A 16,656-nucleotide genomic window follows, 5' to 3' on the forward strand; every position below is an offset into this window, starting at 1 on the left:
CATGATACTTCAGTCAACAAACGTTAGATTCAGGATGAATTCCCTTTTAATGCGCTTTATTATGATTTAAAGTAGGGGTGCAAGCAGGGTTAGACATCCTGATAACGTTGTTGCAGATCACAATTGTACACATGAAAGGAGTTTATGAAATGAGCAAAATTATTGGTGAAGCACTATCAAATATTCCTTGGCAGGATAAGCCGAGTGGCTATAACGCTCCAGTGTGGCGATATACCCATAATCCGATTATTCAGCGAGATGCACAATTAAACTCGAACAGTATTTTTAATTCCGCAGTTATTCCTTTTGAAGAGGGATATGCAGGGGTATTCCGTTGTGACTCCAGATCTGTAAGTATGGACATATTCGCTGGCTTCAGTCAGGACGGGCTTCAATGGGAGATTAATGAGAATCCGATTCAATTCGAAGGCGACGAATATGTAACAAAGCGGGAGTATCGTTACGATCCACGCGTCTGCAAAATCGAGGATAAATATTATGTTTCTTGGTGTAATGGATACCATGGTCCTACCATTGGTCTCGCATATACGTATGATTTCAAAACCTTTCACCAATTAGAAAACGCTTTCCTGCCATACAACCGGAATGGTGTATTATTTCCGCGCAAAATAAATGGAAAATATGCGATGTTAAGCCGTCCAAGTGATACAGGGCATACACCATTTGGAGATATCTTTTTTAGTGAGAGCCCTGACCTGACGTACTGGGGAAAGCATCGTTACGTGATGGGTACGATCAACTCGGACGCTTCTGCATGGCAATCGAAGAAAATTGGTCCAGGGCCGGTTCCAATCGAAACAGATCGCGGATGGTTGTTAATCTATCATGGTGTAATAAATACATGTAACGGGTTCGTTTATCGGATGGGTGTTGCTTTATTAGATTTGCATGAGCCATGGAAGGTGTTAGGACGCTCACGGAACTATATTCTTGGACCAGAGACATTGTATGAATGTGTAGGAGATGTGCCGAATGTCACCTTCCCTTGCGCAGCACTTTCCGATGGTGATACAGGCCGAATTGCAATTTACTATGGCTGTGCTGATACGGTAACAGGGGTTGCGTTCACAACTGTAGATGAGTTGTTCGACTATATGGATAAGTACCCGCTAGAGAATTAGTAGAGAAAGCGCAGCATCATGGCTAGTTAGAATAACTATAGGGAGAGATCGAGATGTCCGTTAAACGACCTTGGAAAATATACGCAATCCATCATTCTCATACAGATATCGGGTATACAGAGCGTCAGGAGAAAATTCAGCAGTATCATGTTAATTTCATTCGCCAGGTCCTGCATATTTTACGTGAAAGCAAATCGGGACGCCGTCCGGAATGGCAAGGCTTTAAGTGGGTTTGTGAGACATTTTGGCCGATTGAAACCTTTCTGATGCAGGCGACAGAGCAAGAGAAGATAGAGTTCGCTGAAGGCGTGAGACAGGGAGCTATCGGGTTGTCGGGGACTTATCTAAATATGACAGAATTAATTGGTAAAGAGTTGTTCCAATCGATGATTGCGCGGGTGTGTGATTACGGACAGTCCATAAAAATTCCTGTAACATCGGCAATGACAGCAGATATCAACGGTTTCAGCTGGGGGTATGGTCAGGTCCTGCTGGATAATGGGATCCAGAATCTGTCCACCTGTATTCATACGCATCACGGAATGTTCCCTTGCTGGAAGAAGCAGCAGCCGTTCTGGTGGGAGATGCCTTCAGGGGATCGCCTGTTGACGTGGAGCGGAGAGCATTATGTGTTCGGAAATGATCTGGGGCTGGTACCTGGCATGGGCGGTAAATATACGATTAAAGATGAGTTTGATATGAGCAAGGGCGCGGATTTTGAAATAGCTGAACAACGGATCGGGCGTTATATCGATCGTCTGACAGAGGATGGCTATGCATTTGATTTCTTTCCGGCAATGTTCTCAGGTTTGCCTACGGATAATAACCCGCCAAATGCGGCGGCCATAGAGTTTATCCAGCAATGGAACGAGAAGCATGGGGAGCGTATTGTAATTCAAATGGCTACGTTAGATGACTTCTTTGCAGAGGTCCGTGCCCATGCAGTACAGCACCCGGAAGATATTCCTGTCTATCGCGGAGATTGGCCCGATTGGTGGACGGATGGGGTTGGCTCGACACCAAAGCATGTACAAGTATTCCGTGAGGCACAGCGGGTGTATCAAAAGGTAAGAAGACTGGATCCTAATTATGACATCATATCCCCGGAAGCTATTAAAGAAATGGAATATCAATTAACGATGTTCGCTGAGCACACATGGGGCTATCATTCTTCGATTTCAGAGCCTTGGAACCCGTTTGTTCAAGAGTTAGGGCTGCGCAAGGAAGCGTTCGCTGCAAATGCGAGCACCGCTGCACATCGTGCGTTGTATGAAATCCTTGAAGCCAAGGGAGATGCACTGCTTGCACCGGGTCGGCCGATGAAGTTCAAAATTTGCAATCCCTACAGCTATGTTCAGGAGGATCATGCTCATCTTATTCTTGAGGGTTGGTATTACGAGCAGATTAAAGAAGGGTTTGAGGTGCGTGATTTCAATACAGGTGAGGTGCTCCCATCTCAACTGCGTCTTGCGCATCGCGGGGTGATTGTAACCATTCCGGTCATGCTGGAGCCCCGGGAAGAAAAAGTGCTTCATATCGTAGCGGTTAAGCCAACAATCAAAACCGCATATATGAACGATTATGTGGCGTCGGATCGTGTATTGGATTTGGATGTTACCCATGAAGTAAAGGACTTCCATGTGACATCCACCTATGCTGAAACACCATTTGTACGCATTGAATGGAAGAAGGGTGAAGGAATCACCTCTTGGAAGGATAAGCAGACTGGGCAGGAGCTGCTGCGTGCGGACCGGAATCATCATGCATTCACGCCGGTATATGATGTTACGCCAGCCACAAAGGTGGTCGAGATGACGGAGGTTCGCCGTCTTATGGGCCGTAATCGGAAAGGTCCGGATGCGATTGTATCTACAGGTATGTTGACAAGTGCAGTGATTGTTGGACAGGGTGAGCTTTATAGCATGATTCAATTAACCTATGAAGTTTCTGGTTGCGAGCATTATTCCTTGTTCTTAACCGTGTATGCGGATCGTCCGCGTGTGGACGTGGCGGTACGTATGCATAAGGAGAGTGTGTGGAAGCCTGAGAATTTGTATATTTCACTTCCGTTTGGCGGCGCATTGACAACTCCAGCGCAGGATCTGTGGGTGGATAAGATGGATGCATTAACTCGACTGCGTAAGGATCAATTGCCAGGTAGCTTGGCTGATTATACGGCTGTTGGTGAAGGTGCTGCGTATATTTCGAAGGAGCAAGGGATTGTGATTGCGATGCCAGACACTCCATTGATTCAACTAGGCTCCTTGGAGCATAAATATCGTCTCCTGAATGGCGATGCCAGACTGGAACAGGACCCTGCACACTTGTACGCCTGGGTGATGAATAACTATTGGGAAACCAACTTTGCAGCTACGCTTGGCGGCTTCTATGAATTCCGCTATTACATTACATGGGCTGAGAAGTTTAACAACCCTGAAGTATCGTTCGACATGTGTCGGGGGATGAATGCAGGAATCCTGGCGTGGAGACAATTCTAGTTCATGTGAACGGGAGGAATTGTAAGCTATGAGATATAAAGATTCATCCTTGCCGATTCATGAGCGTGCTATAGATTTATTGGCTCAAATGACGCTGGAGGAGAAGATCGGGCAGCTCCTCCAGCCCTTTGGCTGGAAGGCGTATGAGAAATCAGAAGGCAAGATTCAATTGACAGAAGTATTTAAGGAAGCAATTGCAAACGGTGGCGTGGGTTCTTTGTATGGTGTGCTGCGTGCAGATCCTTGGACAGAGGTAACATTGGAAACGGGGTTGTCACCTTTGGAAGGCGCAGAATTAACGAATCTGATCCAGCAATATGCGATTGAGCATACACGTCTGGGTATTCCGATTCTGCTGGGCGAGGAATGCTCTCATGGTCATATGGCGATTGGCAACACCGTCTTTCCCGTACCGCTTGCCATGGGAAGTACATGGAATAGGGAATTATTCCGGCAGATCTGCCAAGCAGTGGCTGCAGAGACTCGGGCTGGGGGAGGGGCAGCCACCTACTCCCCAGTACTAGATATTGTACGTGATCCGCGCTGGGGGCGAACAGAAGAATGCTTTGGGGAAGATCCATATTTGAATAGTGAAATGGCAGTTGCTGCAGTGAGGGGCTTACAAGGCGATTCATTAAATACAGACCATACGATCCTGGCAACACTAAAGCATTTCGTCGCGTATGGCAGCTCGGATGGTGGTCGTAATGCTGACACCGTGCGGATGGGAAAACGCGAGTTAATGGAGAAGGATTTGCTGCCTTTCCAGAGGGCAATTGAAGCTGGGGCCAAATCTGTTATGACAGCTTACAATGAGATCGATGGTGTTCCTTGTACCTCGAACAAGGCATTGTTAACAGATGTACTTCGTGAGCAATGGGGCTTTGACGGCTTCGTCATTACGGATTGTGGTGCGATCAGCCAGCTTAAACACGGTCACCAGATTTGTGAGACCGAAGAAGAGGCAGCATCACTTGCACTTAAAGCTGGTGTGGATATGGAGATGTCTGGTGAAACATTTGGCAGATGTCTAATGAATGCATTGCGGCTAAAGCTGATTGACATTTCCGATGTTGATCGCGCAGTCGAACGAATTCTGCATGCGAAGTTTGAATTGGGATTGTTTGAACGTCCCTTTGTTGATCCGGCTACAGCACAGCGTGTCGTTGGACAACAGTTGCATTTAGAGATGGCGCGACAAGCTGCACGTGAAAGCATTATTCTTTTGAAGAATCATGATAAGGCTCTGCCGCTTTCTCCGTCCCTTGGTAAGATTGCTGTTATTGGGCCGAATGCCAACAATATTTATAATCAATTGGGTGACTATACTTCACCACAGGAGCGTCATCACATTATTACCGTTTTGGACGGGGTTCGTGCTAAATGTGCAGGACTCAGCGAAGTGCTGTATGCTCCGGGCTGCCGCGTGAAAGATCCATCGAAAGCAGGCTTTGAGCTGGCAATGGAGGCGGCGTCAGCAGCGGATACCATTATTGCGGTTGTCGGGGGATCAAGTGCCCGTGATTTCGGTGAAGGTACGATTAATTTGAAGACAGGGGCTGCCGTCATTACGGATCAATTTAGTCTTAGTGATATGGATTGTGGGGAAGGCTTCGATCGTGCAGAGCTGAACTTATGCGGTGTGCAACTTGATCTGCTGCAGGAGCTGCACAGCTTGAACAAAAAACTGATTGTTGTCTATATCAATGGTCGTCCCATTGTCGAGCCATGGGTAGATGAGCATGCGGATGCCATTCTGGAGGCTTGGTACCCGGGACAGCAGGGCGGGTATGCGATTGCTGATATTTTGTACGGGGACTATAATCCATCCGGCCGGCTGACACTATCCATTCCAAAGCATCCAGGGCAATTACCGATTTACTACAATAAGAAACGCTCCAGAGGTCATCGCTATCTCGAGGTGGACTTTCATCCGCAATATGTGTTTGGTTATGGACTAAGCTATACAAGCTATCAATACGAGCATATTCGCTTGGATCAGACACAAATAGAGTTGGATGATTCTTGTACTGTATCCGTTGAGGTTACGAATATTGGCGAAGTAGCTGGACATGAGGTTATTCAACTATATATCAAAGATTGCACTAGCACAATCACACGCCCGGAACGAGAATTAAAAGGATTTCAGAAGATTTATATTGAGCCTGGTGAGATGCGTACCGTTCAATTTCATATTACTCCGCGGGAGCTGCAGTTTGTCGGTTCTGATTTGCAGTGGACGGTTGAGCCCGGCAAATTTGAGATCATGATTGGATCGAACGTAGGAAATACCATTTCAACAAGCTTAGAGGTTGTTCCTCGTAACTTGAGATAGTAATCACAGGAGGGTTACCAAATTATGAAAGAGCATCGTTTACCTACTATTGAAATTAATAAGTTCCCTCTGCCTCAGGCGGTTCAGCAAGTCATGAAGGACGCTAGTGAACGTCTGGCTCATCGTCCGAAGCTGCGTCAATTATTTCAGAATTGTTTTCCAAATACACTAGAAACAACTACTAAGCTGTTGGATGACGGAACAACATTTGTATTAACTGGCGATATTCCGGCGATGTGGCTGCGTGACTCTGTTGAGCAGGTTATTCATTATGTTCCTTTTGCCAAGGAAGATGCTGAGCTTGGGCGGATTCTAGAAGGCTTAATACGCCGTCATATGTTTTATATTCAAATTGATCCTTATGCGAATGCCTTTAACGAGTCAGCAAATGATTGGCACTGGAATGCAACGGATGAGACAGACAGCTCACCTTGGGTATGGGAGCGTAAATTTGAGCTGGATTCCATGTGCTTCTCATTCCGCTTGGCATATCTATATTGGAAAGAAACTGGACGCACCGGGATCTTTGATGAAGTTTTCCGAACCTCACTACTGAAGATGTTGAACGTATGGCAGATTGAGCAGGAGCACAAGGAGCAGTCAACCTACCGCTTTCAACGTCACAACGGCATCATGATAGATACATTACGTAAGAACGGTTTGGGGATGCCGGTAAATAATGTTGGACTGATCTGGTCAGGCTTCCGCCCCAGTGACGATGCGTGTGACTTTCACTTCAATATTCCATCGAATATGTTCGCCGCTGTAACGCTTCGACAATTGCAGGAAATTGCTCAATATGTATATAGAGATTCAAAGCTTGTAGCCCGAATGTCGGCAATGGAAGAAGAAATCCGGCATGCCATTGAGCTTTATGGAATCATTGACCATTCCAAATACGGCAAGATGTATGCGTTCGAAACGGATGGTTTCGGTAACCATTTATTGATGGACGATGCAGGTACTCCGAGCTTAATGTCAGCGCCCTATCTAGGTTACTGTGCGCCAGACGATCCGATATATTTGAATACCCGCAAATTTGCTCTGAGTGAGGATAATCCCTATTTCTTCAAAGGCGAGAAGCTCAGCGGCATTGGCAGTCCGCATACTAGCACGGGATTCGTATGGCATCTTGCTTATACGATGCAGGGCTTAACCGCAGTTGATCCGCAAGAGATGCTCGAGATGATTGAAATCTGTGAGTTGACAGATGCTGGTACTGGATTTATGCATGAGGGATTTGATGTCAATGATTCAACCCAATTTACACGTGAGTGGTTCGCTTGGTCGAACAGCCAGTTCGCACAGCTTGTGTGGAAGGCATTGGAATCAGGCATATTGCCCTAAAATAAATCACTATGAGCGGGATAGAGCTCACTAACTGTATAGGAGTGACAACTATGTTCGAGAAAAGACCTATTAACCCTATTCGGTATACTCAACAAATCAAGCCAGATACAGTTACGCCATATGCAAAAGCCGGAGTCCAGCGAGGTTTTGAGGCAATACTATCCCCGCTCCTACAACAAGCTGCGATGAATTCCACTAGTATTATTAATGTAGCTATTGACGGAACGCATGGTGCCCGATATCAGCACGTCCTGGCAAGGATCATAGATGTATTGGAACAAGAGGGGTATAAGACAGTTCTCATCGGAACCAATAGCTTTATGAAGACTAGTGAAGAGCTGCGCAAGTTCTTTGAAGCGAATATTACAGATAATCGTGCATTTGGTTATTTTTCGGATGCTAAGATTACAGATTATTTCATTCCAGAAGCACAAGATAAGATAGACAACTTCAAAAAACAGATTCAATTACCTGTCGACCAAACAACCTTCATCATCACGTTCGGACCAGGGGCTTATTGGCTCGGGAACGGCAACTACGATATTACCTACTTCTTGGATGTATCTCGTGAGTATCAGCAATTGGAACATAAAGCACATTTATTGAATTTCGGCTTTAGTTGGAACCGAGATGTGGTGGAGAAGTATAAAATCTGTCTATTTGTGGAATGGCCAGTGCTGGAAACTTACCGAAAAGAAGTATTGGATTCGATCCACTATTATGTGGATATGAATGAGCCAGAGTGTCCCAAGCTAACGACGGTCTTCACCCTACGCCAGATGATTGCAGATATCGCCAAGTCCCCTATGCGTGTGAAACCATTCTTCGCGCCAGGGATATGGGGCGGTCAATATTTGAAGAAATTCGCGGAGCTTCCGAAGGAGTGGGCCAACTGCGCATGGAGCTTTGAGCCGATTGCACCGGAGAACTCTATTTTGCTGAAATACAACGACGAAATAATCGAGGTACCCTTCCTCATAGTCATGCATTATGAGCATCCGGCCATTCTCGGGAATCGTATTGTCGGGCTGTTTGGTGATTATTTTCCGATTCGCTTCGACTACCTTGATACCATCGACGGAGATAGCTTGTCATGCCAGGTACATCCGAAGCAGGAGTATATTCGTGAGACATTTAATGAATTTATGGCACAACAAGAATCGTATTATATCATGGAGAATTTAGAGAATACATCAGTGTTCTTGGGACTGACCGAACAATGTACGAAGGAGGAATTCTTTAACGCGGTACAAGACGCACAAGAAACTGGTGAACCGATTCAGATCACTGACTTCGTTAATCAATATGAAGCGAATAAGGGGGATTTATTCTTAATTCCTACAGGGACCGTTCATGCCTCTGGAAAGAATAACTTAGTGCTCGAAATATCCTCTACGACATGGTGGTTTACGTTCAAAATCTACGATTTTCTTCGTAAAGGAATGGATGGCAAGCCACGTCCTATTAATATTGAACATGCTTTTGACAATATTGATTTCGATAAAAAAACGGCATGGGTTGAGGACAATTTGATTCCTAAGCCAAGCTTGCTGAAAAAGCAGGGCATGAACGAAGAGTATGTTCTTGGACAGCGTGAAGATCTACTGTTTTATGTTCATCGTGTGCACTTACATGATACATGGGAGGACCATACAAATAACGAAATGGTAATGTATAACTTGGTTGAGGGAGAAAAGGTCCGTATAGTATCCTGTGCAGATGAATCTATGTATATCGAGTTACAATATGCTGAATCATATATCCTCCCAGCCGTGTTTGGTGCCTACAAAATAATAAATATCGGAAACAAACCATGTAAGCTTGTGAAGGCTGGCGTATCCAAGGCATGGGATGTGAGTCTCCTTTGAAGCCTAAAGTCGTGATCGCTTTAGACGTGGGAGGAACCTTCATTAAGTCTGGTTTGGTCGTGGATGGAGAATTGCTACAGGCTAGCTGTAAGCAACATCCTTCCTTCGCTGACCAAGATGCCGATGTGATTATAGACCAATTTATTTCTATATTCGAAGATCAATATCAGTTCTATAGCGTTACACTAGGAAAATCCGCAGACTGTACTTGGAATATCGGTCTTGCTTTTCCCGGGCCCTTTGATTATCAGCATGGTATCTGTTATATTCAGGGGCTTAGTAAATATGAGGCGTTGTATGGTAAGAATGTACGAGAAGTATTATATACCCGGTTCAATACCTTACAACATAAGGAATGGGCGAAGCACCTGCTGCAGGCAGATATTCGATTTGAGAATGATGCGAAGCTGTTTGCTTTAGGCGTAAGCAGGTTATTTCCAAATGAACGATATATTTCGTTAACTTTAGGGACAGGGTTAGGCTCTGCATTTATTGATCATGCATCGCTCCTGAACGAAGGACCAGGTGTTCCCAAGGACGGTTGGCTCTATGATAAACCTTTCCTAGAGAGCTCCATAGACGATGCCTTCTCACGTCGCGGAATTCTTCGCTTGGCTGAGCAGATGGGAGCTCTAGAAAAAGGAATGGACGTGAAGGAACTCGCAGAGCAAGCAAAAGATGGTAATAGCTTGTGCTGTAAGGTGTTTGAAGAATTCGGTACACGATTGGCTGAGATGCTAAAGTCCTATGTTATAGACTATCAGCCAACTCGCATCGTTATCGGCGGACAGATTGCCAAGAGCATCGATTTATTTGGTCCCGCCCTCCAGAAGGGATTGGCTGATTCATCTATGGGTATATTTACTTCAGAAAATGTGTTCGAACACACGCTTATCGGAATATCAAGATTATTTGACTGATCTCTTGGATTCCATTGAAACTGAACAATAATTAGGGCTGATTGGATATCCAATCGGCTTTTTTTGCTATCTGGTTTAAATTTCTATCAATCTCTCTATCATCAGATATCCCTCTGGAGGGATACCCAGCCCCCGTTATTATTGGTATACTTTAACAAATGATTCTACTTATGGAGTGTTTAAGGAGGTTATGATCGATGAGATCGAGCGGTATTCTTCTGATTTTTATAGCGCTTATAGTAACCGGTTGCTTTAACCAGCCATCCAATGGAGAAGACAAATTCACAACTACCATTAATGAACAAGAAGATGTGATAAACAGCCATGGAATGATTGTTAAGAATCTTAAGAAGCTGGATGCTTTTATCCAAAATAAAGCGGGTACGCAGCGTGTGGTTCATTACACAATTGAAGGTGATCCGATCTTTAATGACTTGAAATATACTGACCAAGGGATTGAAATGCGGCATGATAATTCCGAAGATACGTTTGGTAGTCCCCAAGTAACCACATACACTTGTCAGAACCTTGTTAGAAACGAAACGGATAAACTTCTGTCGTATACCTTAACGGGCTGCGAGGGCGAACAAGCAAAGATCGAGCTGCTACAGATTCCTTTTGACGTAACGAAACAAGATAAGTTTGAGTTTGTTTTAAAGTATGGTGTGAACCAAAAGAACGAAATTAATACGATAGAGAAGAAGTTGGTCAAAGATCTCCAGAATGGGGAAGTAGTCGAGGTTAGCGATTTTGAGCTTTCTGAACAGGAACGAGGACAAATCTATAAAGAAATGGTACTAGCGAATTACCTAGATGAAAAAGAATTATCTACCGAGTGTAATCGAAAACCTGCTGAAAGTTATGATTTATCGGTTCAGATTAATAGTGGAGAGCGTCATTATCAGTGGACGGAATGCCAGAATACTGAGGATGACGGTCAGATGACTGAACTAGCCCAAACGATCATTAAAATCGTGCAGGCTGGGAGCATTTATAAGCAACTTCCTGAGGTTAAGGGGCATTACGAATAATTTAAATAAATTGAACTAAAACATTCTAAAAAGGAAGAGTGGCGGAGGGGAAGTTTGGAACTGTAGGAGCGATAGCGTCCGCCTGAAAGCTTTCCGTAGGAAAGCTCGCTTCGGAAGCATAGGCTCACCGGACTTCAACCGTGAAACACGGTATATAATCAAAGAAATCTGGTGACAACAGCGGCCGAAAGTCCAAACATTCCCCGCAGTCACGTTTACCTTAAAGAAATACCTTAAGTTTTTAACTAATTTTTATTCTCAAATCATTGGAGGCAGTATTCATGCACCGTATATTATTAATTGAAGATGACGAAGCAATTAGTGAAATGGTTAGGTCCTATTTAGTAAAAGAGGGCTATGAAGTGGAAACGGCGTTTGATGGTGAAGTAGCGGAAAGAACATTCCGTACTAGTAATCCTTTTGATCTTGTATTATTAGACCTCATGCTGCCCAAGCGCAGTGGGACGGATATTCTCCAGACGATCCGTGCGAAAAGTCTAGTTCCTGTGTTGATCATGTCGGCCAAGGACAGTGATGTGGATAAAGCACTTGGACTTGGCTTTGGGGCAGACGATTATATTACCAAGCCATTTTCAATGATCGAATTAGCTGCAAGAGTGAAAGCTGCGATTCGAAGAGCGGGTTATGTTACTCCCACCATCCAACCGGAAGCTCCAATTCCTGCGAAGCAAAAGATTTCCATTGGTGGCCTGACTGTGGATTTGGATAATTTCTCTGCGCTAAAAAACGGGGAAGAAGTGAAGTTAACGTCTAAGGAATTTCATATTCTTAAGCTGTTCGTTACGCATCCGGGCAGAGTCTTCACCAAAGCGCAGATTTATGCTAGCGTATGGGCAGATGATTATTTCGGAGATGAGAACGTTATTAATGTACATATGAGAAGATTACGTGAAAAAATAGAAGATGATCCCTCCCATCCAGAGTTCATCAAGACATTATGGGGGATCGGGTATAAGCTGGGAGAACAGCTATAATGAGTATGGCGCTTAGTGTGATCATTGTACTCCTGCTCGTCGTCATTGGATGGCAATATCAGCATTCGCGTAAAGCTTCAAAAGACCTGAAATATATTCATGACAAACTAAGTAGCATCATGGCCGAAGGTTCACACGAAAGACTGCTGTTATTTAGTAGTAATTTAGAGCTGCAAAGTGTGCTAATTGATCTAAACCGGCTGCTCGACGTTAACCATAAAGGAAGCATTGAGCGCGTGAAGCTGGAGAAATCCATGCGTAATATGCTGTCGAATATTTCCCACGATCTAAAGACTCCGCTAACGGTAGTACTCGGTTATATTGAAACAATTCTGCAGGATGAGCATATGCCAGCCGAGGAACGGGAACGTATGATGAACACAATTCACCAAAAAGCGAATGAAGTGATCCATCTGATGAACAAGTTTTTTGATTTGGCCAAGCTGGAATCGGGGGATCGGGAAATCAATCTTTCACGTGTGGAGGCAGGCGAGGTGTGCAGACGTAATATTCTCTCTTACTATGATATCCTAAGCGCCAAGGGCAGTGAGGTAGAAATAGAGATCCCTGATGACTCGCTTTATTTCATGGGAAACGAAGAGGCGCTTGACCGGATACTGACCAATTTGTTATCGAATGCGATTACTTACGGGGATGCCGGAGGCGTATTAGGTTTGAAACTCTATAGTGATAAGAACAAAGTATACATAGATGTTTGGGACAGGGGAAAAGGCATTAGTGAAGTTCACCAGGATAAAGTATTCGAACGGCTCTATACACTGGAGGACTCAAGAAATCGATCATATCAAGGGAGTGGTCTGGGTCTGACGATTACCAAAAGATTAACAGAGCAGATGAATGGAACCATTACACTGGTTAGTCAACCGTTTGTGAGAACGGTATTTACCCTTTCTTTTCGCAGACTAAGCTTCTAAGGAGTGAAATTGTGTACAGCTTAAGATTTTCGTAAGAATCGAGTAATAAAAAAGAAAATTCTGCTGTGTACAATAAGAACTAAGGAAGACGAGACGAAAACAAAGGGGAGCACGGAAATGACTACGATACTTCGAACAAGAAATTTAACAAAAACCTACCAAGGCAAAGAAGCTGTCAGCAATGTGAATATGAATATTAAACAAGGTGAAATTTATGGTTTTCTTGGACCGAACGGTGCCGGCAAAACAACGGTCATGAAAATGATCACGAACCTCGTTAAACCGACGAGTGGCGAGATTGAGTTTTTTAATGAAAAAATGACAAATCATTCGTATGAAATGCTCAAACGGATGGGCTGCATCATTGAATATCCAGTGTTCTATGATAAGCTGACAGCCAAAGAAAACTTGATCCTGCATGGAGAATACATGGGCTATTATGATCCGCAAGCGATTGGCGAAGCACTGGAGCTGGTAAAGCTTACTGGTATCGATAAAAAGCCGGTGAAGCAATTTTCGCTTGGGATGAAGCAGCGCCTTGGTATTGCCAGAGCCTTTATGACGAAACCGGAGCTACTCATTCTGGATGAGCCGATTAATGGACTAGACCCTGTGGGAATCAAAGAGATGCGTGAAGTGTTCAGGATGCTCAGCCGTGAATATGGAATGACGTTACTTGTATCTAGTCATATTCTGGGGGAAATCGAGCAGATTGCTGATACGATCGGTGTGATCCGGCAGGGTGCTCTGGTAGAAGAGGTGGCGATGGATTCCATTCGCGGTCAAAATACAGAGTATATCGAAGTGGTTACGAATGAGATTAATAAAGCAGTGTACGTGCTCAAGCAAAAGCTTGGCCTCAATAATTTCAAAGTGCTGGACCATATTACAATAAGAATATATGACGGCGGAATCTCACAACGTGATCTGAATAAGGCGTTAGTGCTAGCAGACGTGGAGATTGAAAGCATCAGCAAGAAACAACATACGCTGGAAGATTATTTTTTACAATTGATTGGGGGTGAGGGCGTTGCTTAAATTAATATCTTTGGAGATTCGGAAGAATAAGCTAAAGACGCTTCTTACAGGAGCAGCAATTGTCAATCTCGCTATCCTTGTATTTATGATTATGGTTTTATTCGTGGATCGAAATGAGAATGAACCGTCATTCGCTTCTTATGCAGATATGTTTGAGGGTGTGTTCGTTTTTGTTAAGGCTGCTTACATTATTTTCGCTTCCGTTATTATTAGCAGGCTGGTGATTGATGAGTATAAGAACAACACGATTACTCTTCTCTTCATGTATCCTATCTCACGTAAAAAGCTAATGACGGCGAAAATATTGATAGTGTTCGCCTTCACATTTGTTGCTATCATTGTGTCAGACATTGTAGTTGGCGCTATGCTAATAGGATTTAATTCGTTTGTAGGACTTATTCCTGGTGAGTTAAACCTTCCTATGATTACTTCAGAACTGTTTAAGTTGGGTGCAAACGCATTTTATGCAGCGGGTATCGCTCTGATCCCATTGTACTTTGGAATGAAGAAAAAATCAGTTCCAGCCACCATCGTCTCGGCTGTGTTAGTTACGTCCCTAATTTCTGGTGGATTTGATCAAGCACGCTTAGGTAATTTAGCGGCGGTGTCGATCTCGCTTGGATTGCTAGGAGCAGGTATTGCCTATATGGCCATTCGCAATATTGACCATAAAGATATAGCCTAAAATATTTACAGAAATCCCTCTTAAGAATCTCAGTACGATGTGTAAGTCATCGTGGTTGGGTTCTAAAGGGGGATTTAGTGTTTATTTGCGACCGATTAAAGTATATTTGCTATAATGATCAAAATAGAAGAATTTAAAAATTAAGATGATTTCCGTTCATTTTAGGGTAATGATAATGGATGAGAGAGCCTGAGGTGAAATGAATTGTGGATAAAGACTGGACGTCCATTCTAACACGATTGCTTTCGGAAGAGAGCGCTTATAAATCGTTATATGACCATCATCCTAATTTGATATTTGTGTTGGATCGGCAAGGTCGCTGCGTAGGAACGAATCGTACGTTCTATCTAGAATCCAGTGCAGAAGCATCGTTCCGAGATATAGGTCTGACAGCACATAAAAGATTATACCTTGTTGATGTAGCTAGCTTTGAGGCTGCCCTGCAAGGAAATCCCTCTAGCTTTGAATTGCAAGATTTGAACAATCCCAAAGCAGACGCCGTGAGGGGGGATTTTATTCCTATAACGATAGATGAGGGAATTGTCGGGGTATTCGCGATCATACAAGTGGATAATAGCAACTATCATCATTATTCGGAAGGGCTGCATGACTGGCTAAATGCATTGGCAGATTCTTTTCATGCTAAATTATCGGATAAGGTAGAACTTGAGTCTAACTTCAAACCTACTTTTGCTGCTGAAGTCGAGAATAAGAGAGCGAATCTTATTCTGAACTCCGTCTCAGCTGGAATATTTGTACTAGATCATTTGGGACGAACGCTCTTTATTAACCGTGAGGGAGCGGATATGTTAGGTTACCAGCCTACAGAATTGGTTGGCCTGAAGCTGATGGAATATATTCATCAAATCCAAGGCGATGGCTCACGTTATTCAACCCCTGATTGTCAGATCAGTCTTACGATTGCAGATGGAATTATCCGCAGGAAAGACGATGAGATCTTCTGGCGTAAGGATGGAACGAGCCTCTTCGTTAATTATCGGGTGGCGCCGCTTATGGATGGAGGGATGATCTCAGGAGCAGTTATTGCTTTTAGTGATATCACGAATGCAAAAGAAATCATTCGCGCTAAAGAATCTGCAGAGCAGGCGGCGCAAGCCAAATCGGATTTCTTAGCAATGATGAGTCATGAAATTCGGACACCGATGAATGGAATGATAGGGATGTCAGACCTTTTACTTGAAACCGAGCTTGGAGAAGAACAGCGGGGGTATGTCGAGATTTTACGAAGCAGTAGTTACACGCTTTTACAGATCTTGAATGACATTCTTGATTTCAGCAAGATGGAAGCGGGTAAAATGCCGCTGCAAACCGAATCGTTTGAACTTCGAGAGATGATATCGGACATCATTGATTTATTTACGCCTAAAGCCGAAGAGAAGAAGCTGGCCTTGCGGTGGTGGGCGGATACGAGTGTTCCAACAACGTTACTGGCTGATCCGATCCGTTTGCGGCAGATTATTGTCAATCTGGTAGGCAATGCTCTGAAATTCACAGAACATGGGAGCGTTACACTATCGGTTAAGAACATTCCACTTTCGGATTCAAAAGAATATTTATTGGAATTCTCTGTCCGCGATACAGGTGTTGGGATTGCCGATAATAAACTCAATTTATTATTTCAATCCTTCTCACAGCTGCACCCGACCATCAACCGTAAATATGGCGGTACAGGGCTGGGACTCGCGATTTGTAAGCAGCTGGTTGAGCTGATGGGTGGGACAATCTTTGTAGAAAGCGAAGAGAATAAAGGTTCAACGTTCCGGTTTATGTTACCCTTCATAAAAAATGAGGTTGAGTAAAATTCAACTTCAGATCAGGAGTGGTAAACGCACAAATCC

Annotated in this window: 12 protein-coding genes; all 12 read left to right on the forward strand. The window is 44.0% G+C overall.

Annotated elements, in window-relative coordinates; all coding sequences use genetic code 11:
- Positions 1-149 precede the first annotated feature (149 nt).
- Entirely contained in the window at positions 150-1,142 is a 993-nt protein-coding gene (locus CA600_RS25290) for a glycoside hydrolase family 130 protein (protein WP_094873884.1), read from the forward strand.
- 53 nt (positions 1,143-1,195) lie between these two features.
- Positions 1,196-3,640 carry a hypothetical protein gene (locus CA600_RS25295; RefSeq protein ID WP_094873886.1) on the forward strand — a complete coding sequence of 815 codons (2,445 nt, stop codon included), beginning with the start codon at positions 1,196-1,198 and terminating at the stop codon, positions 3,638-3,640.
- A 28-nt stretch (positions 3,641-3,668) separates the two neighbouring features.
- Complete coding sequence (locus CA600_RS25300) at positions 3,669-5,975, forward strand: glycoside hydrolase family 3 N-terminal domain-containing protein (protein WP_094873888.1); 2,307 nt, start codon at positions 3,669-3,671, stop codon at positions 5,973-5,975.
- A gap of 24 nt (positions 5,976-5,999) precedes the next feature.
- The gene (locus CA600_RS25305) at positions 6,000-7,322 is read left to right on the forward strand and encodes a glycoside hydrolase family 125 protein (RefSeq protein ID WP_094873890.1); all 1,323 of its coding nucleotides are present in this window, start codon (positions 6,000-6,002) and stop codon (positions 7,320-7,322) included.
- 53 nt (positions 7,323-7,375) lie between these two features.
- A complete protein-coding gene (locus tag CA600_RS25310; protein WP_094873892.1) occupies positions 7,376-9,193 on the forward strand; it encodes a class I mannose-6-phosphate isomerase in 1,818 nt (605 codons plus the stop codon).
- Complete coding sequence (locus tag CA600_RS25315; protein ID WP_179281727.1) at positions 9,190-10,113, forward strand: ROK family protein; 924 nt, start codon at positions 9,190-9,192, stop codon at positions 10,111-10,113. The genes CA600_RS25310 and CA600_RS25315 overlap by 4 nt, the downstream gene beginning before the upstream one ends.
- A 197-nt stretch (positions 10,114-10,310) precedes the next feature.
- Entirely contained in the window at positions 10,311-11,144 is an 834-nt protein-coding gene (locus CA600_RS25320; protein WP_094873896.1) for a DUF4362 domain-containing protein, read from the forward strand.
- Between the two features lie 281 nt (positions 11,145-11,425).
- The gene (locus CA600_RS25325; RefSeq protein ID WP_094873897.1) at positions 11,426-12,139 is read left to right on the forward strand and encodes a response regulator transcription factor; all 714 of its coding nucleotides are present in this window, start codon (positions 11,426-11,428) and stop codon (positions 12,137-12,139) included.
- Complete coding sequence (locus CA600_RS25330) at positions 12,139-13,074, forward strand: sensor histidine kinase (protein ID WP_094873899.1); 936 nt, start codon at positions 12,139-12,141, stop codon at positions 13,072-13,074. Before CA600_RS25325 ends, CA600_RS25330 begins: the two co-directional genes overlap by 1 nt.
- A gap of 117 nt (positions 13,075-13,191) precedes the next feature.
- Positions 13,192-14,112, forward strand: coding sequence for an ABC transporter ATP-binding protein (locus tag CA600_RS25335; RefSeq protein WP_094873900.1), 921 nt, complete (start codon positions 13,192-13,194; stop codon positions 14,110-14,112).
- On the forward strand, positions 14,096-14,797 hold the full coding sequence (locus CA600_RS25340) for an ABC transporter permease (protein ID WP_256990010.1): 702 nt from the start codon (positions 14,096-14,098) through the stop codon (positions 14,795-14,797). The genes CA600_RS25335 and CA600_RS25340 overlap by 17 nt, the downstream gene beginning before the upstream one ends.
- Positions 14,798-15,003: 206 nt before the next feature.
- Positions 15,004-16,617 carry an ATP-binding protein gene (locus tag CA600_RS25345; protein ID WP_094873904.1) on the forward strand — a complete coding sequence of 538 codons (1,614 nt, stop codon included), beginning with the start codon at positions 15,004-15,006 and terminating at the stop codon, positions 16,615-16,617.
- Positions 16,618-16,656: the final 39 nt, after the last annotated feature.

It is taken from the genome of Paenibacillus sp. VTT E-133280 (genome assembly GCF_002264385.1).
In the GTDB taxonomy this organism is placed as follows: domain Bacteria; phylum Bacillota; class Bacilli; order Paenibacillales; family Paenibacillaceae; genus Paenibacillus_AQ; species Paenibacillus_AQ nitricinens.

Coding starts and splice junctions, on each gene's coding strand:
- CA600_RS25290 (WP_094873884.1), top strand. CDS start 150: ATGAGCAAAATTATTGGTGAAGCACTATCAAATATTCCTTGGCAGGAT.
- CA600_RS25320 (WP_094873896.1), top strand. CDS start 10,311: ATGAGATCGAGCGGTATTCTTCTGATTTTTATAGCGCTTATAGTAACC.
- CA600_RS25330 (WP_094873899.1), top strand. CDS start 12,139: ATGAGTATGGCGCTTAGTGTGATCATTGTACTCCTGCTCGTCGTCATT.
- CA600_RS25295 (WP_094873886.1), top strand. CDS start 1,196: ATGTCCGTTAAACGACCTTGGAAAATATACGCAATCCATCATTCTCAT.
- CA600_RS25335 (WP_094873900.1), top strand. CDS start 13,192: ATGACTACGATACTTCGAACAAGAAATTTAACAAAAACCTACCAAGGC.
- CA600_RS25325 (WP_094873897.1), top strand. CDS start 11,426: ATGCACCGTATATTATTAATTGAAGATGACGAAGCAATTAGTGAAATG.
- CA600_RS25310 (WP_094873892.1), top strand. CDS start 7,376: ATGTTCGAGAAAAGACCTATTAACCCTATTCGGTATACTCAACAAATC.
- CA600_RS25305 (WP_094873890.1), top strand. CDS start 6,000: ATGAAAGAGCATCGTTTACCTACTATTGAAATTAATAAGTTCCCTCTG.
- CA600_RS25300 (WP_094873888.1), top strand. CDS start 3,669: ATGAGATATAAAGATTCATCCTTGCCGATTCATGAGCGTGCTATAGAT.